The organism is Acinetobacter rongchengensis (genome assembly GCF_003611475.1).
Taxonomy (GTDB): domain Bacteria; phylum Pseudomonadota; class Gammaproteobacteria; order Pseudomonadales; family Moraxellaceae; genus Acinetobacter; species Acinetobacter rongchengensis.
Window position 1 is genome coordinate 83,038 of sequence record NZ_RAXT01000006.1, and the last position, 23,383, is coordinate 106,420.

Annotated in this window: 23 protein-coding genes; 13 read left to right on the forward strand and 10 right to left on the reverse strand. The window is 37.0% G+C overall.

All coding sequences use genetic code 11. The annotated features are described in order from the left end of the window. The first annotated feature begins 241 nt into the window (after nt 1-241). The 5 genes from D7V20_RS05410 (at nt 242) to D7V20_RS05430 (ending at nt 5,359) form a co-directional block, all read left to right on the forward strand. Nucleotides 242-1,309 carry a 4-phosphoerythronate dehydrogenase gene (locus D7V20_RS05410; protein WP_120383300.1) on the forward strand — a complete coding sequence of 356 codons (1,068 nt, stop codon included), beginning with the start codon at nt 242-244 and terminating at the stop codon, nt 1,307-1,309. Beyond that, nucleotides 1,306-2,298 carry an EF-P lysine aminoacylase EpmA gene (gene epmA / locus D7V20_RS05415; RefSeq protein WP_120383301.1) on the forward strand — a complete coding sequence of 331 codons (993 nt, stop codon included), beginning with the start codon at nt 1,306-1,308 and terminating at the stop codon, nt 2,296-2,298. The genes D7V20_RS05410 and epmA overlap by 4 nt, the downstream gene beginning before the upstream one ends. Then, nucleotides 2,295-2,540: a hypothetical protein gene (locus tag D7V20_RS05420; RefSeq protein ID WP_120383302.1), complete on the forward strand. Its 246-nt coding sequence runs from the start codon at nt 2,295-2,297 to the stop codon at nt 2,538-2,540. The genes epmA and D7V20_RS05420 overlap by 4 nt, the downstream gene beginning before the upstream one ends. A gap of 200 nt (nt 2,541-2,740) precedes the next feature. After that, nucleotides 2,741-3,553 carry a formate/nitrite transporter family protein gene (locus D7V20_RS05425; RefSeq protein WP_120383303.1) on the forward strand — a complete coding sequence of 271 codons (813 nt, stop codon included), beginning with the start codon at nt 2,741-2,743 and terminating at the stop codon, nt 3,551-3,553. A 57-nt stretch (nt 3,554-3,610) separates the two neighbouring features. Continuing rightward, nucleotides 3,611-5,359: a bifunctional protein-serine/threonine kinase/phosphatase gene (locus tag D7V20_RS05430; protein ID WP_120383304.1), complete on the forward strand. Its 1,749-nt coding sequence runs from the start codon at nt 3,611-3,613 to the stop codon at nt 5,357-5,359. Between the two features lie 310 nt (nt 5,360-5,669). On the opposite strand, the gene D7V20_RS05435 is transcribed toward D7V20_RS05430, so the two are convergent. Then, nucleotides 5,670-5,903: a hypothetical protein gene (locus tag D7V20_RS05435; RefSeq protein ID WP_120383305.1), complete on the reverse strand. Its 234-nt coding sequence runs from the start codon at nt 5,901-5,903 to the stop codon at nt 5,670-5,672. Between the two features lie 289 nt (nt 5,904-6,192). Between D7V20_RS05435 and D7V20_RS05440 the strand changes: the two genes are divergently transcribed. Both D7V20_RS05440 and D7V20_RS05445 read left to right on the forward strand, forming a co-directional pair. Continuing rightward, on the forward strand, nt 6,193-6,804 hold the full coding sequence (locus D7V20_RS05440; RefSeq protein WP_120383306.1) for a LexA family protein: 612 nt from the start codon (nt 6,193-6,195) through the stop codon (nt 6,802-6,804). A 334-nt stretch (nt 6,805-7,138) separates the two neighbouring features. Then, the gene (locus tag D7V20_RS05445) at nt 7,139-7,891 is read left to right on the forward strand and encodes a class II aldolase/adducin family protein (RefSeq protein WP_120383307.1); all 753 of its coding nucleotides are present in this window, start codon (nt 7,139-7,141) and stop codon (nt 7,889-7,891) included. 422 nt (nt 7,892-8,313) lie between these two features. Here D7V20_RS05445 and D7V20_RS05450 read toward each other — a convergent pair whose 3' ends face one another. The 3 genes from D7V20_RS05450 to D7V20_RS05460 form a co-directional block, all read right to left on the reverse strand. After that, complete coding sequence (locus D7V20_RS05450; protein WP_120383308.1) at nt 8,314-9,003, reverse strand: pirin family protein; 690 nt, start codon at nt 9,001-9,003, stop codon at nt 8,314-8,316. Between the two features lie 168 nt (nt 9,004-9,171). Next, nucleotides 9,172-9,999 (reverse strand): SIR2 family NAD-dependent protein deacylase, encoded by an 828-nt coding sequence (locus D7V20_RS05455; protein ID WP_120383309.1) that lies wholly within the window; start codon nt 9,997-9,999, stop codon nt 9,172-9,174. 110 nt (nt 10,000-10,109) lie between these two features. Beyond that, nucleotides 10,110-11,351 carry a L,D-transpeptidase family protein gene (locus tag D7V20_RS05460; RefSeq protein ID WP_120383310.1) on the reverse strand — a complete coding sequence of 414 codons (1,242 nt, stop codon included), beginning with the start codon at nt 11,349-11,351 and terminating at the stop codon, nt 10,110-10,112. A 274-nt stretch (nt 11,352-11,625) separates the two neighbouring features. Here D7V20_RS05460 and hemE point away from each other — a divergent pair, with 274 nt between their 5' ends. The 5 genes from hemE (at nt 11,626) to D7V20_RS05485 (ending at nt 16,990) form a co-directional block, all read left to right on the forward strand. Beyond that, a complete protein-coding gene (hemE, locus tag D7V20_RS05465) occupies nt 11,626-12,699 on the forward strand; it encodes a uroporphyrinogen decarboxylase (protein WP_120383311.1) in 1,074 nt (357 codons plus the stop codon). A gap of 14 nt (nt 12,700-12,713) precedes the next feature. Next, entirely contained in the window at nt 12,714-13,520 is an 807-nt protein-coding gene (locus D7V20_RS05470) for a DUF817 domain-containing protein (protein WP_120383312.1), read from the forward strand. A gap of 132 nt (nt 13,521-13,652) precedes the next feature. After that, nucleotides 13,653-14,123: a DUF3015 family protein gene (locus tag D7V20_RS05475; protein WP_120383313.1), complete on the forward strand. Its 471-nt coding sequence runs from the start codon at nt 13,653-13,655 to the stop codon at nt 14,121-14,123. Between the two features lie 303 nt (nt 14,124-14,426). Continuing rightward, nucleotides 14,427-16,313: an Lnb N-terminal periplasmic domain-containing protein gene (locus D7V20_RS05480; protein WP_120383314.1), complete on the forward strand. Its 1,887-nt coding sequence runs from the start codon at nt 14,427-14,429 to the stop codon at nt 16,311-16,313. 167 nt (nt 16,314-16,480) lie between these two features. Then, on the forward strand, nt 16,481-16,990 hold the full coding sequence (locus D7V20_RS05485; protein ID WP_120383315.1) for a GNAT family N-acetyltransferase: 510 nt from the start codon (nt 16,481-16,483) through the stop codon (nt 16,988-16,990). 355 nt (nt 16,991-17,345) lie between these two features. Here D7V20_RS05485 and D7V20_RS05490 read toward each other — a convergent pair whose 3' ends face one another. From D7V20_RS05490 to D7V20_RS05500, 3 genes are all read right to left on the reverse strand, one after another. After that, nucleotides 17,346-17,705, reverse strand: coding sequence for a cupin domain-containing protein (locus tag D7V20_RS05490; RefSeq protein ID WP_120383316.1), 360 nt, complete (start codon nt 17,703-17,705; stop codon nt 17,346-17,348). Between the two features lie 88 nt (nt 17,706-17,793). After that, the gene (gene folE, locus D7V20_RS05495) at nt 17,794-18,342 is read right to left on the reverse strand and encodes a GTP cyclohydrolase I FolE (RefSeq protein ID WP_171057689.1); all 549 of its coding nucleotides are present in this window, start codon (nt 18,340-18,342) and stop codon (nt 17,794-17,796) included. Between the two features lie 143 nt (nt 18,343-18,485). Beyond that, complete coding sequence (locus D7V20_RS05500) at nt 18,486-19,190, reverse strand: Smr/MutS family protein (RefSeq protein ID WP_120383317.1); 705 nt, start codon at nt 19,188-19,190, stop codon at nt 18,486-18,488. 244 nt (nt 19,191-19,434) lie between these two features. Between D7V20_RS05500 and D7V20_RS05505 the strand changes: the two genes are divergently transcribed. Continuing rightward, nucleotides 19,435-20,574, forward strand: coding sequence for a TIGR00341 family protein (locus D7V20_RS05505; RefSeq protein WP_120383318.1), 1,140 nt, complete (start codon nt 19,435-19,437; stop codon nt 20,572-20,574). A 177-nt stretch (nt 20,575-20,751) separates the two neighbouring features. On the opposite strand, the gene trpC is transcribed toward D7V20_RS05505, so the two are convergent. From trpC to D7V20_RS05520, 3 genes are read right to left on the reverse strand one after another with little or no spacing between them, the layout of a single operon-like run. After that, nucleotides 20,752-21,558 (reverse strand): indole-3-glycerol phosphate synthase TrpC, encoded by an 807-nt coding sequence (gene trpC / locus D7V20_RS05510; RefSeq protein ID WP_120383319.1) that lies wholly within the window; start codon nt 21,556-21,558, stop codon nt 20,752-20,754. A gap of 18 nt (nt 21,559-21,576) precedes the next feature. Further along, nucleotides 21,577-22,623, reverse strand: a complete 1,047-nt coding sequence (trpD, locus tag D7V20_RS05515) for an anthranilate phosphoribosyltransferase (RefSeq protein ID WP_120383320.1) — start codon at nt 22,621-22,623, stop codon at nt 21,577-21,579. Nucleotides 22,624-22,640: 17 nt separating this feature from the next. After that, the gene (locus D7V20_RS05520) at nt 22,641-23,225 is read right to left on the reverse strand and encodes an aminodeoxychorismate/anthranilate synthase component II (protein ID WP_120383321.1); all 585 of its coding nucleotides are present in this window, start codon (nt 23,223-23,225) and stop codon (nt 22,641-22,643) included. Between the last annotated feature and the right edge of the window lie 158 nt (nt 23,226-23,383).

The following is a 23,383-nucleotide window of genomic DNA, read 5'->3' on the forward strand; positions in this document are numbered from 1 at the left end:
CGGTGGCATCCATGCCGCCTAACGCGATAGCAAAATGATGTTAGAACGACTATGCACAAACAAGTTCAGTTTTAACTATATTTTATTTGTTTTAGACAGAAATATTTTGAGTTTGTTTATAGTTTTATTCATTTGATTTGAACTTTAATTGATGAATTTTTAAATTATGGGGGACAAGAACCGCATAGTTTTAATATCTACAAAGCGTTATCATAGTGGTATAAACAGGTTGGATAAAGTTATGAAAATTGTTGCGGATGAAAATCTAGCATTTACTGAATATTTCTTTTCAGAATTCGGAGAAATTCATCAGGCAGCAGGGCGTACTTTAACGCATGATGATGTAAAAGATGTTCAAACTCTATTGGTTCGGTCTGTAACCAATGTGAATGAATCACTGGTTGCAAATACGGCGCTTAAATTCGTTGGTAGTGCAACGATTGGCACAGATCATTTAGACATTACAGCTTTAGAAAAACATCAAATTGTATGGTCAAATGCAGCGGGTTGTAATGCGCAAGCTGTTGCTGAATATGTGATCACCGCATTATTACATTTGAATCCTGATTTTATTGATCAAAATAAAGGCTTTACCTTAGGCATTATTGGTTTGGGGAATGTCGGTTCACGTTTGGCTTATATGGCAAAGCTCTTGGGTTGGAATGTGATTGGTTTTGATCCATTTGTGCAACATCGAGATATTCAACAGGTTGAACTTGAAACATTATTAAAAAATGCAGATGCAATTACAACACATGTACCATTAACCAAAACAGGCGAACATGCGACTTATCACTTAATTGATGGCAATGCGTTAGCGCTGATGAAGCCTGAAGCGATTTTAATTAATTCTGCACGTGGACCTGTTGTTGAGGAAGCCGCATTAATTGCAGACATTCAAAAGACACAGCGTAAAGTGGTTTTAGATGTATTTGAACATGAACCTGAGATTTCACAAGAATTACTCGATTTAATCACCATCGTTACGCCACATATCGCTGGATATAGCTTAGAAGGTAAGGCACGCGGTACTCAAATGATTTATGAGGCATTTTGTAAAACATTTGGCTATTCTGCGAATAAAAAATTTGAATCACAATTGCCTACTGGTGAGCAGTATTTTTATGGCAATAATATTAAGCAAACACTGAAAAAATACTTATCTGAAATCTATAATATTCAACGGGATGACGATAATTTAAGAGCATGTTTGAAGAATGGTAAGGTGGATCAGAAGGCATTTGATCATCTACGCAAAACTTATCCTTTACGCCGTGAATGGGCTGCACATGGAGGGCCAAAAGCATGAGTCAGCCTATCCAAAGTAGCATTCAATATCAACCGACTTGTGATTTAGACGCACTCAAATCACGAGCAAAAATGTATGCACAAATTCGCCAATTCTTTGCTGAGAGAGAAGTGCTCGAAGTTGAAACACCTGTACTTTCGCAGGCAGGTGTGACCGATGTACATTTAGCTTCTGTACAAGCACAGCGCCATGTTCAAGGGAAGAAGCAAATCCATTATTTACAAACCTCACCTGAATTTGCCATGAAACGATTATTGGCAAGTGGTAGCGGTGCAATTTATCAAATTTGTAAAGTGTTTCGTGATGATGAGCATGGTCGTAAACACAATAGTGAATTCACCATGTTGGAATGGTATCGTCCGCAATTCAGTTTGAAAGATTTAATGCTCGAAGTGACTGATTTATTAAATGTTGTACTTGAACAGCGCTTTGGTGAAGTTCGTCCGACGGTGTTGAGTTATAAACATGCTTTTATGGATCGTTTGGATTTAAATCCACTCCAAGCGAGCTTGAAAGAATTAAAAGATGCCGCACATCGTGTCGGTTTAAATCTCGATTTGGGCGATGATCGTTTAGCCTATATCGATTTGCTATTTTCACACATGGTAGAACCAAGCTTAGGTTTTGATACACCAGTATTTTTAACAGATTTTCCACCTGAATTGGCGTCTTTAGCCATGACTAGACATGATGAGGATGGTGAGTTAGTTGCAGCACGTTTCGAGCTTTATATTGAAGGTTTAGAACTCGCCAATGCCTATGATGAATTGATAGATGCAGATGTTTTGCGTGGTCGTTTTGAAGCGGATAATGCAGTGCGTAAAAAACTTGGTTTGCATGTGATGCCGATTGATGAGTATTTGTTGGCTGCTTTGCCGAATATGTCTGATTGTGCAGGAATTGCTTTGGGTATAGATCGTTTGTTAATGGTCGTGATGAATCAAATGAAGTTGGAAAAAGTAATTACGTTCCCTGCTGAGGTGTCGTGAATATAGAATTAAATATTTGTCGTATTTGTGGATATTTTGAAGAGGATTATTTTCCATGGGGGGAGGATGGTAAAACTTCCTCATTTGATATTTGTATTTGTTGCAATGTCGAATTTGGATATGAAGATATAAACTTAGATTCTATCAGGAAGTTTAGGACAAGCTGGATAAGCTCAGATAAATTTTTATCTAATTCTAAATATGCTAATTTTTTAAGGAATATTCCTAAAGAATTTTTGTGATTTGTATGGTTTTGAGTCGGTATGTATAAACTTTGGCATGCCATTTGCTTTTTATTCAGCAGGCAAAGAAGCCTATTTTTCAATTTTAATATATCACTGATGTTTGATAGGCAAAGGAGCCTAAAGCATGTTTCATGCTTTAGGCTTTTTTATTACCAATTTAAAAGAGTTGCCTATTGATTTATAAAGGAACAGCGCTTATGTCATATCTTGCACCATCGGAATTTGCAGTCAAAGTTGTAGATGCAGGCGAATCAAAATTACATATGGCAACACGAGATGTCATTATTCGTGCCTTCATGGCAGGGGCGATCCTCGCTATTTCAGCAGTATTTGCAATAACAATAGGAATTCAAACAGGTGTGCCTTTAATTGGTGCATTATTATTTCCTGTTGGTTTTTGTATGCTGTATTTATTGGGATATGACCTATTAACAGGTGTATTTGTTTTAACACCATTGGCATGGATTGATAAGCGTGCAGGTGTAACGATTCCTAGAATTTTAAAACATTGGGGATGGGTGTTTTTAGGTAATTTTGCAGGTGCATTGACCGTTGCTGTTCTTATGGCAGTTGTATATACCTATGGTTTTGCAACTGAGCCCAATGAAATTGGCAACAAAATTGCACATATTGGTGAAAGTAGAACGCTTGGATATAAGGAATATGGTTTAGGGGGATGGTTAACTATTTTCATTCGAGGAATGTTGTGTAATTGGATGGTTTCTCTTGGCGTAATTGGTGCAATGATTTCAACTTCCGTAAGCGGTAAATTTATTGCAATGTGGATGCCAGTGATGCTGTTTTTTGCCATGGGTTTTGAACATTCAGTCGTTAATATGTTTTTATTTCCTTTCGCGATGATGATGGGCGGTAATTTCTCAGTGATGGATTATTTATTGTGGAATGAGATTCCTGTTGCGTTAGGTAATTTGGTGGGGGGGGTGGCATTAACAGGCTTAGCTTTATATACAACACATGTGAAAACTGCACCAAAACGAACTTTTAAATAAGATCATTTTAATCGGGGGAGCCTCATGTAGACTCTCCGTGATATTGAGATGAAAAATATGACTCAACAATTAAAAGTCGAACTTGGTCAATATTCTCATCAAGGGCGTAAAGTGATCAATCAAGATTTTTACGCTGCTTCAATACCGCAAAATTATGTATTGCAACATAAGGGCATTGCTTGTGCATTATCGGATGGAATTAGCAGCAGTAATGTCAGTCATATTGCTAGCCAAATGGCAGTTACGGGCTTGCTAGCAGACTACTTCTCTACTCCTGAAACATGGACCGTAAAAACATCGGTGCAACGTGTTTTAACTGCGGTAAATAGTTGGTTGTATGCACAAACCCAGCAAAGCCAATATCGTTTTGATAAAGATCGCGGCTATGTTTGCACGCTTAGCGCATTGGTGATGAAAGGGCACATTGTGCATCTTTTTCATATTGGTGATAGTCGAATTTATCGACTACAGTCAGGGCAACTGGAACAACTTAGCACAGATCATCGGGTTTGGTTGTCATCACAGGAAAGTTATTTGAGCCGCGCGCTAGGTGTAAATCCGAAAGTTGATATTGATTATCAAAGTTATGTTTTATATGAAAATGATATTTTTATTTTGATGACAGATGGCGTGTATGAGTATTGTTCATCTGAAAAGTTAACCCAATTTCTAACTCAAACTCATACCAGTTTAGATCTGATTGCCCAACAAATTGTAGAGTATGCTTACCAACAAGGCAGTATAGACAATTTGACGATTCAGATTGTAAAAGTTCAGGAGCTTCCTCAAGTTGGGGCACATGAAATTGTACCTGATTATACTCAATTAGCATTTGTACCTTCTCTGAATGTCCCAACACAATTTGATGGGTATCAGATTGTTCGTGAAATACATAACAGCAATCGTAGTGTTTTATATTTGGCTCATGAAATTGATCAACAACAGCTTTTGGTGATTAAAGTTCCTGCTACAGATGTACAACAAGATCCGTATTTAACTGAGCAATTTTTATTCGAAGAATGGATCGCAAATCGAATTCATCATCCTCATGTTTTAGCTGCTTATGTACAACTTAGACCTCGGAATTATATTTATCATACGATGGAATATATTGAAGGTGTTACGCTTAAACAATGGATTACAGATCAACAACAGCTAGTTCCATTAGATAAAGTTCGGCAGATTATTGAGCAGATTGCTAAAGGTTTACAGGCGATACATCGTTTAGAAATGATTCACCAAGATATTAGACCTGAAAATATTATGATTGATCATTTGGGTACGGTAAAAATCATTGATTTTGGAGCGTGTCGTGTGGCAGGAATTCGTGAAATGACGAAAGATGTCGAAGAAGTTGCATTGGGCACGATGGCTTATATGGCACCTGAATACTTTTTATCTGAATCCGTTACCGCGTCCTCAGATCAATATTCGCTCGGAGTTCTCGCTTATTATTTGTTAAGTGCTGATTTGCCTTATCAAACCAATATCGCAAAGTGCAAATCAAAAAAAGATTTTAGAAAGTTACAGTATCGTTCCCTATCTTATTATCGTGAAGATGTACCTCTATGGGTGGATAAGGCTTTAGAAAGAGCAGTTCAAATCAGGGCAGATCATCGCTATGACGATGTTGCAGAGTTTGTTTATGATTTGATTTACCCAAATCCAAAATTCTTAACATTAAAGCGGAAATCATGGGTAGATAGAGATCCTGTGATGTTTTGGAAAGCTATTTCTTCACTATTATTTCTATTGTTATTAGGAGGAGTGGCTTTAGTGAGTCATTTTAATACGATACATTTTTAATTCGTCGATGAGCATTTGTTTTATACATATTAAATGCTGAATATATTGGTTAAGTACTTTCTACATTTATCCATTGATATGGTCATTACATCATTGCCTTAGCTATTGATTCACTGAATTAACTAGACATCTATACGTATATACTTAACTCAAACTTAGAATCTATGAATTGATTTATCAAAAATTTTAAATGACCTGAATAGTGTGCATCTTCATTTTTTGTGTATGAATGTTCAAACTAGGTTTGTCTTTATTAAACACAATATTCAGGTATATTTTTGGGTATTTACTACAATCTTTTGTTTAAGCGTTAAAGTGTTAACGGCTCTAAACCTTTTACAATATCACTAAATTCTGAACCATTCAGCCAAAAAGATTTCTTTAAAAATAACGTTGTCATAATGCTTTCTGCTATATCACTATTGGTGTTTTCACAGAATAGACCGTATTGGCTGCCGAGTACTGTATTGTCTTCAATCAGACGAATATAGTAAGCATGTTGTTCATCTGCATAACCAAGAATTGCATCACGTTGAGTAGCCATTTTTATGTCTCCACATAGAAAATCAATCAATTAAGTAAGCTAATTTAGACCAGTAAACTTATTCAATCAGATCAATAGATTAGTGAAATAAAGAATCTTATATTCATTCTAAATTATTGATTTATGATAAGTATATTGATTATCCTTGTCATCCTTGATCAAATAGATGTATCAAAAACTGATCGATAACGGTATTGTTATTCAAAAAAAACACGCCGTCAACTTGAATTTGTAACTTTTTCGAGATATATTGATTTTAATGGCTTTTATGCAGCATATAGGATACAGCATGACAAAAAAAACAGAATTTGAACATGGTGGTGCGAGAGCAAATGCAGGACGTAAAGCACAATTTAATGAACCGACCAAAGTGATTCGTGTACCTGAATCACAAGCTGATTTTATTAAAAATTGGTTACTGAAAAATTTCAAAAATGGTGCATTAAGTGATTTAACATCGAATATTAAAATTCAAACAATTCGTCCAAATAACGATAAAATTTATCAAATTCCAATGGCAACAGAACGTGTTGCTGCTGGTGTGCCTTTTTCGGTACAAGATACGATTGATCAATCTTTGGATATGAATGAATTTCTGATTCGTAATGAAAGCTCTACCTTTATTGTGAAAGCAAACTCATTATCTATGCTTGATGTGGGTATTGATATTGATGATCCATTGATCGTGGATCGTAGTATCACGGCTAAATCAGGAGATATTGTGATTGCACGTATTGATAATGATTTTACTGTTAAACGTTTAATGATTGATAAGCAATTTAATCCACCTAAAATTTGGTTAAAAGCGGAAAACCCTGAATATCAAAATATTTATATTGAAGAGGGGCAAGAAGTTGAAATTTGGGGGGTTGTGACCTACAACTTAAAACGCATGCGATAAATCAACATAGCTTTGCTATGGTTATGATTTTAAGATGCATTTGAATAGTTCTTTTAATCAAGCGGTTTAAGCATGATTAGAGCAAACTTATCAGGTCTCGGCGTCATTCAGACTTTTTGGCATTGGGATTGTCGTAATAATAAGGTAGTGAGCGAGGTTGATTAAATTAAGACTTTTGTTTGAAGTGTCATGCATGTATCCATAGCGTTTATTTAAACCAATCCTTTTAAAATGTTATTTGCATATCATTTAAAATAAAAAGTCATTGTGAAAACGAGAGAGTTTGTTAAAACTAAGTGTGGTTTAACCACTGAACAATAAAAGGATTTTAAGGATGAAACGGCCTAAGCATATTCATAAGTCAGAATGGGAAGCACGTTGTCAATTGGCGGCATTGTACCGCTTAATTGCTTATTATCGGATGACTGATTTGATTGATACCCATATTAGTTTACGTGTTCCCGATGAGCCGAATCATTTTCTGATTAACCGATATGGGGTAACTTTTGATCAAATGACTGCTTCGGATTTAGTCAAAATTGATCATGAAGGCAATATCGTTGCAGATTATGACCAAGGGAAAATGGTGAATGTGGCAGGTTTTGTGATTCATTCAGCTTTGCACCATGCTAAAGAAGATATTCATTGCGTGATTCATACTCACACTGCTGATGGTATTGCAGTTTCTGCGCAGGAAAAAGGGTTATTACCCTTATCACAACATGCACTTAAGTTTTATAACAATATTGCTTATCACGAATATGAAGGTATTGCGTTTTCCACGGAAGAACGAGCGCGTTTGGTCAATGATTTAGGTGATTTTCGTTGCATGATTTTACGAAATCATGGCTTATTAGCAACTGGAAACTCGATTGCACGTGCGTTCCATGAAATTTACTTTTTAGAGCGTGCTTGCCAAGTACAAATTAAAGCGATGAGTAGCTCGAATTTACATTACCCAAGTCAAGAAATTTGTGAATATACAGTGAAGCAATTTGAAAGTGATGCAGCTGAACCGATTATTCAAACTGCTTGGAATGCAGCGTTATCACTAATTCAAAATCAGCAAAAAGATTATTGTCGTTAAGGTAGTTTTGATTCTCGATAAAAAACCCTCTGTATTGCTAATACAGAGGATTTTCGTGTTTAAGGTAACGTCAGTTTGGGATAAACTTTGATGTAACGATGAACTTGAAGCATATATGCCACAAGGTCTTGCACTTCGATTGAAATATATTTCAATCTTGTTCAGGTTCGACCTGAGAGGAACTATCTCGCAAGGCTTTCGGGATGAGTGGCACTGCCACGCAAGGGCAAAACCTGAGCTGTGATTAAAGCAGCGCAAGAGTCACCAACTCGACAGATACTATCAAGTACCTAATATATCGCAAAAACAGTACATTACAGCTCTTGCGGAATATATTCCTCATGCCTCGAACAATGCGACTGACGTTTCCGCGTATCATACAGTTGGAAACATATCTTATCCAGAACTCAGGTTAAGGTAAATTAGTTGGTTAAATCAAACCAAATAAATTGACTATTTTCATTGGCTGAAAGGGTTGCATCTTCATCAAATAGATAAGCATCACCTGCTTTAACAGTTTGGCCCGCAATATCAATTTCACCTTCAATCACATGAACATAGTTAAACATTTGAGTCGCTTTAACTTCAAGGGTATGACCTTTTTCTAAATAAGCTGCTTTGATTTCTGCATTTTGACGAATATGCATCGGCGCATTGTCGTTTGGGCCAGCAATCAAAAGCCATTCATTTGGTGCTTTTTTAGGATCACGTTCAATTTGTTGATAGTTAGGTTCAGCATCTTTAACGTTTGGAATCACCCAAATTTGTAAAAGATGAACCGCTTTATCCCCTTGGTTCATTTCACTGTGTCGTACACCTGTACCAGCGCTCATCAATTGCCATTCACCTGCATTGATATGACCTTCATTCCCCATGCTGTCTTTATGAGAAATCGTACCATCCAGTACACATGTTAAGATTTCCATGTTGTCGTGTGGGTGAGTACCAAAACCATTATGTCCAGCGATGGTGTCGTCATTGATGACACGTAACGAACCAACACCCATATATTTTGGATCATACCAGCTACCAAAAGAGAAACTGTGTTTGGTGTCTAGCCAGCCTGCTTGTACATGTCCACGATCTTCACTACGATGTAAGAATGTATTCATTTCAAATCTCCAAATTTTTCTTTTTAACTTGAGAGTATATTAATCCTTCGCTATATCGCTTTAAACATTAAACCAGCAACGTATTGTTGTATATTTGGAACGATGATTTAAAAATTGTGTAAGCGTTGTAAATCTTCCTAAACTCGACTTGTATAAATAAATCTTTTTTTAAATTTTTAGTACATCTAAAATGGCTTGAATAGCAGGCAAAGCATTGTGTGGGATGGAGATTGCTTGATTGGTCGCTAAATCATATTCTCTAGGATTAATTCGAATGAATGATGGTGCAAATCTTTCTCCAAAATTTCGAACGGTTGGAATTGCAGTTCCAGCACCTATTTCAATGACTATTGGTCGGCGATATTGCTTTAACCAGCGTTCTAAGTTCTGTCTTTGTTGATGGTTTCTGTGACTGAGCCAATCGTAGTCATCAAACATGAGAATATTGGGTCTAGCTAGGCCTGAGCAATAAGGGCATTGTGGTAATTCACCACGCCATTCACAGCGGAGCTGGTCAATTTGTGGCTGAATTTGATAGGCTGTCCAAATTTTACTTTCACAACTTTCTAAGCATTGTAAATAATGAATTGAGCCGTGGCATTCATAAATCAAATTTTCATCAAATCCTGCTTTTTGAAATTGACCATCGACATTTGAAGTGAAAATAAAATAGGGAAGTTGTAAGCTTCCACTTAACTTTTTCAATAATTGAAAGCCTAGATGTGGTGTAGTTTTCCGATATAGCTGTAGACGATGGCCATAGAACCCCCAAGCAAGCTTTGGTGTATTCCAAAATGCTGCCGGATTTGCGATTGACGTAAAATCGATACGTTGTTTGCCAAGTTCAGGATAGGCCTGCCACATGCCTTGATTACCACGAAAATCGGGCAATCCAGAATCAATCCCCATACCTGCACCTGCTGTGATGAGTAAAGCATCGGCGCTTGAAAACACTTTTTTTATTTTAGATATTTGTGGTGTATTGAGTATTGTCATGTGGCTAAGAGTAGAACTCTGTATTCTTAATAAATAGAGCATTTTAAATCAAAAAACCAGTGCATTGAACACTGGTTTTTTGATATTAGTGAATACTTAATTCCGAATGATCATTCTAAGAATTTAACAGTAACACCTGATTTCACTTTTTTACCAAGGTCATTGGCATCCCAGTTGGTTAAACGGATACAACCATGTGAAGCCGTTTTAGAGATTGCTGATGGGTTTGGTGTACCGTGAATACCAAATGATTTTTTGCTTAAACCAATCCAAATATTACCTACAGGAGCATTTGGACCTGGTGGTAATGAGAGTGGTTTGAGGTTTTTACCTTGAATAAAGTTACTTGGTGAATAACTGTACCAAGGGTTTGGTGCAACGCCAGTTACTTTATATGTACCTGTTGGCGATGGGGTATCTGAGCTACCAATCGTTGCAGGGAAAGAGCCGACCATCTGATTTTGTGCATTAAACAAATAAAGCTGTTTCGCCCCTTTATGCGCCACGATCAGATGAATATTTTCAGGAAGCTCATTGCGAATATTGGTCACAATGATTTTTTCGCCAGCTTTTTTAAAGGTCGCTTTAGGATTTAATTTCTTGAGGAAATCTTCATCCATGTGGAATTTTTCACCTAACATTTCAGTGACACGCGTGTAATACAAGCCTTTCATTTTTGCTTGTAAAGCATAATCATGTGGAATTGATGCTGCGTATGGCCCTTTCAAATCTGCGTCTGTAATGGTGTATTCAATATAAGCAGGTTTATTGCCTTGTTTAGCAACCAGTGCATCCCAAGTTTCTTGTGTTAATTCACCTGTTGGTTTTAAGCCATTGATTTGCTGAAATGATGCAACCGCTTTTAAGGTGTTCATTCCACTTGTACCATCAATCGCACCTGGTGAAGCATGCGCATTATTTAACATCACATGTGCACGTGCGTAGACAGGGAACTGACCTTTGCCAATATTTTCATACCACTGCGCATTGTTTAGACCATCGAGTGTCCAAGAGGCTTTGGGTGCATTTGGATTTGACGGTGTTGTTGTTGCCGCAGCAGGTGTTGTAGGTGCAGTTGGAGCAGAAGCAATATCGGCAGTTTTAGATTCTGTTTTTTCTAAATTTTGCAGTGTATTGGCAGCTTGGTCTAACTCTTGTTGCTCTTGCTGCGAAATCTGAGCTTCAGCAGAAGAGACTGCTGATGAATCAATTGCTAAAGGATCGATTGGATCTTCGACTGGAGTCGTAACAACTTTTGTAGGATTTAGAGGTTGCTCAGTTGTAGAAGCTGCAAATGCTGTACCAGTAAGTATACAGCTTAAACTCAAAGCAAGAATTGAGCGAACGAACATGTAATTCAACCTTAAGAATTATTCATATTGATTACTAAAATATCTTGGCAAGTATTACAGAAATTACATATAGATGCAGTACTTGTTTTGTTTCAATCATTTTTTTCTATGAAGAAATATTGTATAAAGCATTTTTGTTTTATTTTGGTATTTTTTAAAATTATAACGATGGTGTAGATTCAACGTATAGATTGAAATTTTTACTTAGAAATTATTAAATTTGAAGCCTTTTTGTTATGATGGGGCGACTTTAATTTTTGGAATGGGAAAGTAAATGACGACTTTAAAAAATGATCGTTTTCTACGTGCCTTATTGCGTGAACCTGTAGATACCACACCAGTATGGATGATGCGTCAAGCAGGACGTTATTTACCAGAATATCGTGAAACGCGAGCTAAAGCAGGTGATTTTCTTTCTCTTTGCAAAAATACAGAATTTGCTTGTGAAGTGACTTTACAGCCTTTACGTCGTTATGAATTAGATGCTGCGATTTTGTTCTCAGACATTCTCACCGTTCCAGATGCTTTGGGTCTAGGTCTATATTTTGAAACAGGTGAAGGTCCAAAATTTCATAAAACTGTTCGAACAGAACAGGATGTTGCGAATCTTCCAAAATTCGATGCGAAATCAGATTTATCTTATGTCATGAATGCGGTATCGACCATTCGTTCTGCATTGGGTGGACAAGTTCCATTGATTGGTTTCTCGGGAAGTCCTTGGACGTTGGCCACCTATATGGTTGAAGGTGGTTCGAGTAAGGATTTTCGTTTTACGAAACAGATGATGTATGCGCAACCTGAAGTACTACATGCATTATTGGATCGACTTGCGGATGCGGTTATTGATTATTTAAATGCGCAAATTGATGCAGGTGCGCAAGCTGTACAGATTTTTGATAGTTGGGGTGGGGCATTGGCTCACCGTGAGTATTTAGAATTTTCTTTAAAATACATGCAAAAAATTGTAGCTGGCCTAAAGCGTGAAAATGAAGGACGAAAAGTTCCTGTTATTTTATTCACTAAAGGTGGCGGTCAATGGCTTGAGCCAATGATTGCAACAGGTGCGGATGCATTTGGTTTAGATTGGACGACATCATTAAATGTCGCTCGCCAAACTGTAAATGGTCGTGCGGCTTTACAAGGAAATTTAGATCCTGCAACGCTTTATGGTTCTGCAACGACCATTGAAAATGCCACCAAAGCTATGCTTGATGATGCTTATGCCAATGGCGAAAAAACAGGTTATGTGGCAAATTTAGGTCATGGTATTACCCAATGGGTCGATCCAACAAATCCGAAAGCTTTCATTGATACGGTTCATGAATATAGTGCCAAGTATTTGGGCTAAGTTTTAATTTTGTCATGATCTATTTAAAATCATTATTTGAGTTTTTATATAAGGCAGCCTCAGCTGCCTTATTTGGTATTTTATTACTGATCGCTTTTGTTGCAACAGCACGTATGGGGAGCCATGAGTTTTATGGTTTGTTTCGCTATGACTATTTATTGTTTTATGCCTTAATTATCCAAGTTTGTTTGTTGTATTTAAAATTAGAATCATGGGCTGAAGCCAAGGTGATTGCCTTATTTCATATCATGGCTATGGGGATGGAATTGTTCCTCACCCATCCGCAAATCGCTTCTTGGCAATATCCACAACCTGCTGTATTTAAAATCATGACGGTACCGCTATTTGCAGGATTTATGTATTCAGCAGTAGGAAGTTTTTTTGCACGATCATTACGTTTATATCAGGTTTCATTCGTAAATTTGCCTCGTTTTGCCAATATGCTCAGTTTGGCGGTATTGTCTTATATTAATTTTATGAGCAAATTTTTTATTCCAGATTTCCGCAACATACTTTTTTTGTGGAGTGTGATGATATTTTGGAAAACAAAAATTCGTTTTGAGTTATACCATCATCATTTTCAACTGCCGATGCTCCCCATTTTATTCATTTTGGCATTTATCATCTGGATTGCAGAAAACATCAGTACATTTTATAAAATTTGGCTTTATCCGAGTCAAGTCGATGCATGGCATATGGTAGGGTGGGGAAAATTAGGTTCTTGGTATTTATTGCTATTATTAAGTTTAGTGCTTGTTTTAAAAATCCTTGGCAAAAGAAATAGCAATGGAAATTGGTTACTCATTGAGAACAAAAAATAGTCACTTAATTGTCATATTTTGATTTGCTTATCTATATTTATGTGATAAATCTGTATGGGTGTAATTTAATCTACACAAAACGGAATATAACAATTTACATATGTCACATATGGATAATTTCTGGAGAATTATATGTTAAAAAAAATCGCTTTAGCTGCTGTATTAGCCGCTGGTTCTAGTGTTGCAATGGCTGATCCAGATGTAGGGTGTGGTGTCGGTTCACAAATTTGGGCAGGTCAATCAGGTAAAATTCCCAAAATTTTAGCAGCGACAACCAATGGTCTTTTCACAAACCAGTTAATCGGTATTACTTTTGGTACATTGGGGTGTAATGGGAATGGTAAAGTCACTGCTCAAGTGGTTACATTCACCAATGAAAATTCAGAATCACTTGCGCGTGATATGGCTGTAGGTCAAGGGGAAAGCTTAAATGTTCTTGCTTCTTTATTGAATGTTAAAGAAGCTGATAAGGCACATTTCTTTGCTGTGACCAAGTCGAATTTTTCACATATCTATTCAGCAGATAATCAAAACTCTCTACAAGTTTTAGCATCACTTCAAGATGTGATGGCAAAAGATGCAGTATTAAAAGCATACGTGTAATGGTTTACTAGCCCTGTCTTTGATTAGAGTTGATCAGTTAATCGTCATTTAATGATGACTCATCTATGAATCTCCCCTAACTCTGAGTCATTTATGGCGCAAGGAAAAAGAGGGGAGAACTATCGAGAATTTAAAATAATTTTAGATTCCTTGCGTAGTAGTGCTGCCCATCCCTCCTTTATCAAAGGAGGGGGGCGGATTTAAAATGCTTAAATGACTTACATTTGTCTTTGACAGGGCTTTTATTTTATATCTGTGATAAAAATCATAAATTTGCTTAGTTTTTTAATATTGAAATTGTGAATGAAATATTTAGTTAATCGTTTAAGTTTACTCAGTTTATTTGTATCTTTCAGTGCGTCGGCTGAATCATTGGCCATTCAAGACTATGTCAAATTGGCACAACAAAAAAAATTAGAACAGAACATCACATGGAAGCGCTTACTCTATGCAGAAGATTCTCCAAAAAGTGAAGTCAGTTATTTAGGTTATTTTCTAGCTCCAGATGGTCAAAATAATATTAAAAATGAAATGATTGCTGATATAACAGCTTTATTTCAATCTGCTGAACCGAATCAATCTTTTCGTTGTAAATTTCCAGCGCGTAGCCAATGGCTCATGCAACAATTGAACATTAACACTCAACAACTTCCACAAGTTACATGCCCCGAGTTTGAGCAATGGTATGCACAAATTAATCCATATAAAGCGACTTTAATTTACGCCACAGATTTTATGGGCAACCCAAGTTCTATGTTTGGGCATACATTATTACGTTTAGACCCTAAAGGTCAAAAGCAGTTGAACTTAGTTTCTTATGCTGTGAATTATGCTGCTACAGTGAATGGACAGGACAATTGGTCGTATGCATGGAAAGGTTTAATTGGTGATTATCCAGGTGAATATTCACTCATGCCATATTACCGAAAAGTAAAAGAATATGGCGATTTTGAAAGTCGTGACCTATGGGAGTATGAACTGAATTTAAGCCCTGATGAGACTGCCTTTTTGGTCAAACATATGTGGGAAATGCAAAAAGTGAGCTTCCCATATTATTTTGTGAGTGATAATTGTGCTTATCGTTTGTTGGGACTGATTGATTTAGTTCGTCCAACCGCGAATTTGCGTCATCAATTCAGCTATGCTGCAATTCCTGTAGAGACGATTAAAGCAGTGGATCAACAAGGTCTAATTCGAGAAACAGTGTATCGACCAGCCCTAGAAACACAGTTAAATGCGCAAGCCAAGCAACATGGACATCGTTTAGCGAAGAAAGCACATGAAATTGCTTCCTTAGAACCGCAGCAAATGCAAATGCGTTTAGCCAATGAGCATGAAGCGGATCGTGCCAAAATACTAGAAATGGCGTATGACGATTTATATCTACAATTTGTTTCTCGCCAAGTCGATGAAAAGTTTGTGCAACCACGTTTTAGACAGTTACTGGGCCTACGTAGTCAAATCCCAATCGCCAAACAACGTCAAGAACCGCAAAAACCAAAGATAAATCCTGTACATGGGCATGATTCTCGAAATTGGTCGATCGATATCGGAGAAGTGCAGGGCGAGAAATTTGTGCAATTGGGGCATCGTCAGGCTTATCATGAATTAAAAGATCCACAAGGTGGTTTCCGTTTAGGTACGCAACTTTTATTTTTAGATGGTGCTGCGCAGTGGCGTGATGATCAACTCAAATTAGAGCATTTGGATTTATTAACGGTTCATTCATATAACCCGATTACACCATTTAAAACACCAATCACATGGGGATTGAATATAGGATGGCAACAAGAAGCCATTCATCATGGAAAATTCAGTGAAGATGAACAACATGGGGTATTTGCTGCAAAGGCGCAATCAGGCTATACCCTAGCAGATGATGATCGTAAAAATTTATGTTATGCAGAAATACAAACTCATTTACAAGCAGGCCAATCACTGGATAAAGGGTGGCGTATCGGTTTAGGGCCTAGCTTAGGTTGTCAGAATCTTTGGACAGATCAACTGAATAGTGTTGTTCAGCTTGAATTGCCTTATTGGGAAGATTCTCATCAGTGGAACTTACGAATCAATAGTTACTTACAATATTCATTATCCTCACAAAATTCTTTCAGAGTGGGCTGGGAATATCAACAGCAAGATCGCAAGGACTGGATGAAAGGTAGTTTTGGGTTTGCACATTATTTTTAGGTTTTAGAATGGCTTAGAAATCACTGATCTGTTTGAGAAATGATCTTTTCCTATTTTAATCACATTAAGATCTGCCGTTGGTATTTCATCATCATTATGTTTTGATTAGGCTTTTGTTCATATTCTCTCTGAAAGTAGTCAATTTATTGTTAGAAGTGTAAACCTAAATGGAAATAAGACAAATTGAGACACAAGATGCTGAAAGTTTGATAAATTTTTTTAATCAACTTGATGTTGAAACAGAATTTATGCTGTTTGAGGTGGGAGAACGACCGATCGTATTGAGTCAGCAAATTGAATATATTAAAACTTTAAATCAATCAGAGAATGAGAAAATATTTATCGCCATCGATCAGCAGCATATTGTTGGTTTTATTGCACTTTCAAGAAAACCATTTAATAAAGTAAAGCATTGTTTTCAATTGGTGATAGGCATTTTGAAAAACTATCATGGAAAGAATTTAGCCAATGATTTGTATCATGATGCTGAATTGTGGGCTATTGCACAGGGAGCGATCAGGATTGAATTGAGTGTTATTCAAGACAATATTCGTGCAATTAAGTTCTATGAAAAGCATGGATTCAAAACAGAAGGGGTACGTAGAAAGAGTATTTTATATCAAGGAAAGTTATTGGATGAACGCTATATGGGGAAAATTCTAAATAACCTGAGTTAGGGATACGTTATTTTCCTAACAACTAAATATATGGTATGCGGAAACGTCAGTCGCATTGTGAGAGGTATGTGGAATATATTTCAAAATATCTGTAATCTACTGTTTTTGCAATATATTATTAGGTACTTGGTGGTATCTGTCGGGTTGGTGACTCTAGTGTTGCTTTAATCACAGCTTAGGTTGTTCCCTTGCGTGGCAGTGCCCTCATCCCTTAACGTCCGTCTTGCGAGGTAGTATATTTTAGATCGAATCTGAACAAGATTGAAATATATTTCAAGTGAAGTGCAAGACCTTGTGGCATATATGCTTCAGGTTAATCCTTACATTAAAGTTTATCCCGAACAGACGTTATTTTTTATACTTCGACAACGACAAAGTATTTTTTAACAGCTTCAATGACTTCAAATGTACCGACAAATGAAGGCGGAATAATGCCAGCTTCGCCCGCTTTAATTTCTATAAATGATTGACTATTTGCATCATGTAAACGTACAGAACCTTCAATAATCTGAAAAAACTCTTGTTTATTATCTGCAAATTGAATATTCCATGCACCTATTTCACATTGCCAAATACCACAATTCATATTTGGATGATCATACAAACTTTGAGTTAAACGTCTTGGATTACCTTTCACCAAACGATCCGCACGAGGGTAATCTTCACTTATTTCATTATTTGTTAAGCCATGACCAGCTAACCAAATTGAAGACATTTTAAAAACCTCATTTAAAAGAAAGCCTCAGTTGAATTTGAGGCTTAAAGCAATTTTTATAGATAGAAATGATGAAAAATTCATAAAATCAATGTGCTTCAGGGACAGCTTGTAAGAATTCACGACGTGCTTCTTTGTCCGTTTTAAAATCCCCGACAAAAGACACAGTGCGTGTCGTTGATTCCTGCTTACTTACACCGCGCATCATCATACACATATGAGCTGAATCAATCACAACAGCGACACCACGAGCTTGGGTGACTTCCGCCACTGCATCCGCAATTTGTTTGGTGAGTTGCTCTTGAATTTGTAAACGACGTGCGAACATTTCAGTGATTCGTGCAAATTTAGATAAGCCTAAAACATTACCAGAAGGTAAATAGGCAATATGTACACGACCATGAAAAGGCAATAAATGATGCTCACATAAAGAATAAAATTCGATATTTTTAACCAACACCATTTCATCATTATCAGAAGGGAAGACCGCATTATTGGTCACTTCTTCTAAGGTTTTGCTATAGCCAGACGTCAAGTACGAAAAAGCTTTAGCCGCACGCATAGGCGTGTCTTTCAGACCAGGACGATCTAAGTCCTCGCCAACGGCAGTTAAAATATTTGCGTAGGATTGCTGCATAGACATATAACGTGTTCACTTATACGGATTGAACAAGGACGGCATTGTAGCAGAAAAACCAAAAAAGTCTGACTATTACAGGATAAACCGTATTTTAAAGGATATTGATCATCAAACACAAAATTTGTGGGTACAAAAATGGATTATTGATCCTGATTAAATTTTGGATTTTTCTCAGCACGTTTTAATAAAACTAAAACGGCACCTGTGCCACCTTGTTTTTCAGGAGCACTGACAAAAGCTAAAACATCACGGTGTTGACGAAGCCAGCTATTTACATAGGATTTTAAAATTGCTTCAGGGCCTTTACCATGAACAATTTTAATCACATTCTGGTTTTCATTCTTGGCGATTTGGATAATTTCTAAAACTGCAGATCTGGCCTCTTCTATGGTACAGCCATGTAAGTCTACAGCCTCATACCAACGAATATTGCCAGCTTTTAAATCTTCAAAAACCTTATGCTGTAAGGTTGCAATGCGGTAACTCAAGCTCGCTTGACTCGCAACTGGGTTGAGCATTGCATGGGTATCAGATAATTCCGCATGTTCAGTTTCAATCGGACCTTCAGCTGCTGCACGTTTTGCCAGTGTTTTAGCATCAGGTTTTTTGCGAGCATGATTTGTTGCGATTTTAGCTAGATTACCGTTATCAATCGTTTTTACACCTTGCATCGCTTGATTAAATAAGGCCAGATCGTCATCTTGAGGTAAAGGTGTGGTTACAGGTACCGATTTCTGCTTTTTATTTGTAGATCCAGGCTGAGGTTGACCTGTAGAAATTTGTTTTTTGAATTGTTTTAAAAGATCAAGTTGAGATTTTGAGAATGTTGAATCAGATTTACTCATAATTGCAAAAAACAGTAAAAAGAGAATATTTGCTTAGCATTATAGACTTAATCCATTCAAAATTGAACTGAATTGAATTCACGATAAATTTGAGTATTTTAACTTCAATGGCGGATGAAATATTTTGTTATTATTGGATGCAAAATATACTATAGTTCTGTGCGATTATTCACAGATTAACTCTATCGGTAGATTAAAAAAAAAGCTAAATTAAGTCAACGCATTAAAAGATTAATAAATACTTATGCCGATTGAAAAAGATAAAGACCCAACAATTATTGTTGAAGATACGCCTGATCAAGAAAAGTATGAAATTCTCAAAGAAAAATTAAGATATAAACAAGCGTTACGAGAGAATTCCAAAAAAATTGATCATAAGCAAGTTCGCCTAAATATTCAGGCGAATGCTTTACCGAGTAAAACATTTTTTATTATGAATGCCCTAGCTGCAATTATTGCGGGCTATGGTCTATTAACCAACTCATCTGCTGTCGTCATCGGAGCCATGCTGGTAGCAATGATGTTAGGACCTATTTCAGGTATTGCGTTGTCTTTGATTGATAATCGCTGGATATTGTTTAGAACAGCATTAACCACACTGTCTTTAGGCATTTTAATGATCTATGCCATTGGGATCATTTTGGGTTTAATGAATATTGATATACCGATTACACATGAAATCCTGTCTCGTACTCAACCGACAATTATGGATTTAATGATTGCTTTAGCAGGTGGCGCTGCAGGCGCATTTGCATCTGTCTCACCACGGCTTTCGGTTGCAGTTGTTGGTGTTGCAGTCGCGACAGCTTTGGTTCCTCCACTGGTGGCAAGTGGTATTTTGTTTGCTCATATGGAGTGGAGAAATGCCGCGAATGCTTTTATTTTAGCAGCAACCAATATTATTGCTATTCAAGTCAGTTCATCACTGGTGTTGTGGGTTGCAGGTTTTAGGCGTGGTTCAGATATTGAAGTTAAAAGTAATGTCATTGAATTTATCAAAAGAAATGCAATCAGTTTAATCTTCCTGTTGATACTCACTATTTATTTATCTTTGAATTTTATGCATATGCTACGTCAACAACTGTATGAGACAAGTATAAAGACTGAAGTTGAGACCTTGTTGAATAAAAATAATAATATTGTTGATACTATCCAATTTGAAAAACATAATGATTTTACATTGATACGCATCGTCGTCAGAGGTGATACACCTCCAAATGCTGTGGAAGTTGGGAAACTAAATGATTCTTTAGCGGATGACTTAAAAGGCAAGCCGAGTGTTGCTCAAGTACGTTTTATTGTCACTGAAATTATTGAAGCACCGAATAGTCCGACCATTAGTATCCAAGAACGGGAAGAAGCAGGTGTGATTACAACTTATTAATTGATAAACATTTAGCATCAATCGTTTAGATAACAAAAAGCCCAACAACTCAGAAGCGTTGGGCTTTTTTAAGAATCATCGATTAAACATTCTCATTTATAAATGAAAAGATTAAATAGACTCAAATATCATCTTAAGTTCAATTGAAGCATTAAATCAGAATTTGAATGATTCAGTTTAAATAGCGTGAGGAACCCCAAACAGAGCTGTAAAAGCATCATCGGGACGCGGTTGCTTCATGAAGCTTTCACCGACCAGGAAGGCGTGAATGTCATGCTCTTGCATCATTGCAACATCAGCAGGTGTTGCGATCCCACTTTCAGTGACCAATAAACGCGATGGATCTAGCAATCTTTTTAAACGCAATGAAGTATTCAAATCAACATCAAAGGTTTTAAGATTACGGTTATTGACGCCTAGAATACAATGTTCAGAAAGTTTCATCGCACGTTCAAGTTCGTCTTCATCATGAACTTCAACCAATACATCTAGATTGTATTCAAATGCAGTTTTAGACATTTCTTCAAGTTGTTGATCAGACAAACAAGCCACAATCAATAAAATACAGTCTGCATGCAAAGCACGTGCTTCAATCACACCATAAGGATCAATTAAAAAATCTTTTCTTAAAGCAGGCAATGAACAATGATGACGTGCAATCTGAATGTTTTCATCTGCACCTTGGAAAAAATCAACATCGGTCAAAACAGACAAACATGCAGCACCCGCTTGTTCATATTGTTCTGCGATTTCAGCAGGATTAAAGTTTTCACGAATAATCCCTTTTGATGGAGATGCTTTCTTGATTTCAGCAATCACACCAGGACGTTTACTTTGTAAAGATTGAGCAAAACCTCGAACTGGCGTTGCTGCTTTGGCAAGTTCTTCAACATCTTTTAAGCTATGTTGTTTTAGACGAATTGCAAACTCTTCATGTTTACGATCCACAATTTTACCTAAAATGGTATTGGCAATATCAACCATGATGATTTCCTTAAATCCTTAAGCTTCGTATTCTTTGAGCGTTTTGGTAAATTCAGACAAAATGCCCATTTTTTCCAAAGCCTGTCCACCATAGATAATATCATGTGCCAATGCGACACCTTGCTTATAAGTCTTGGTTAAACCTGAAACATAGATACCCGCACCTGCATTTAAAGCAATCATATTGGCAGCTTTTTCACCTTTGGTTGATTTATTCTTGCTTAATGCATCTTTAATCAACACGAGGCTTTCAGCCGCACTTTCTACAGATAAACCTGTCAATGTCTGAGATTCAATATCAACATCTTCAGGTTGAATGACCCATTCAGTGATTTCACCATCTTTTAATTCAGCAACATAAGTCGCAGATGCAAGGCTAATTTCATCTAAACCATCTTTAGAATGAACCACCATGACATGTTCAGCCCCCAATTGTTTGAGCACTTCAGCAAGTGGACGACATAATTCTGTTGAAAAAACACCAATCACATAACGGCGTACCCCAGCCGGATTCGTAAGCGGGCCAAGGAGATTGAAAATACTACGGAAGCCTAACTCTTTACGCGGGCCAGCAGCATATTTCATGGCTTTATGATGATTGGGTGCAAATAAAAAACCCACGCCCATCTCACGGATGCAACGTTCAGTCTGTTGCATATTCAAATCGAGATTAATCCCAGCTTGTTCCAATAAATCGGAAGAGCCTGACTTGGATGACACACCACGATTACCATGTTTAGCAATGGTTGCACCCGCAGCCGCAATCACGAAAGAAGATGCTGTAGAAACGTTAAATAGATTTTGACCATCGCCACCAGTCCCAACAATATCAATCAGATGGGGAATATCACTGACATCTATTTTGATGGCAAATTCACGCATAACACGCGCTGCTGCGGTGATTTCATCAATACTTTCACCTTTTAAACGCAGTCCCATCATAAGCGCACCTATTTGTGCATCCGTGGCTTGGCCACTCATGATGGTACGCATGACTTCTTCCATTTGTGGCTGGGTCAGTTCAATATTCTTGGTAATATTATTTAAAGCTTGTTGAATATTCATTATCTTGATTACGCTCTTTATGCATAAATATCTAAAAAGTTTTTAAAGATTTGGTGACCATGTTGGCTTAGGATTGATTCAGGATGAAATTGCACACCTTCAACAGGTAGTGTCTTATGTTTTACACCCATAATTTCTTCCATAGAGCCATTAGTTTCATTGGTCCAGCAAGTGACTTCCAAGCATTCAGGTACAGTCGTTTGATCAATCACAAGCGAATGATAGCGAGTCGCTGAAAATGGAGAGGGAAGATTGCTGAAAATACCTTTATCACTGTGGTACATGTCAGATAAACGACCATGCATCACTGTTTTGGCACGAACAATGTCACCACCAAAGGCCTGTCCAATTGCTTGATGTCCTAAACAAACACCGAGCAATGGAATTTTGCCTGCAAAGTGTTGAATTGCAGGGATAGAAATTCCTGCTTCTGAAGGAGAGCAAGGTCCAGGACCAATCACTAGATACTTTGGTTGCCATCGCTCAATATCCTCTAAAGTCACGGCATCATTACGGACTACTTTTACTTCTTGGTTTAACTCGCCAAAATATTGGACGATGTTATAAGTAAATGAGTCATAGTTGTCGATTATTAGAAGCATTTTAAGCTCAACCTATTTAAATATATGCATTTATTTTATTTTGTTTCTTCAGATATCCTATTAGGTTACCTGTTTTGAAAAATCCACCTAGTCTCAGCACAAAATAAAAAGCCTGCTAGATGCAGGCTATAATATCAGATTCTTGTTTAAATTCTTCC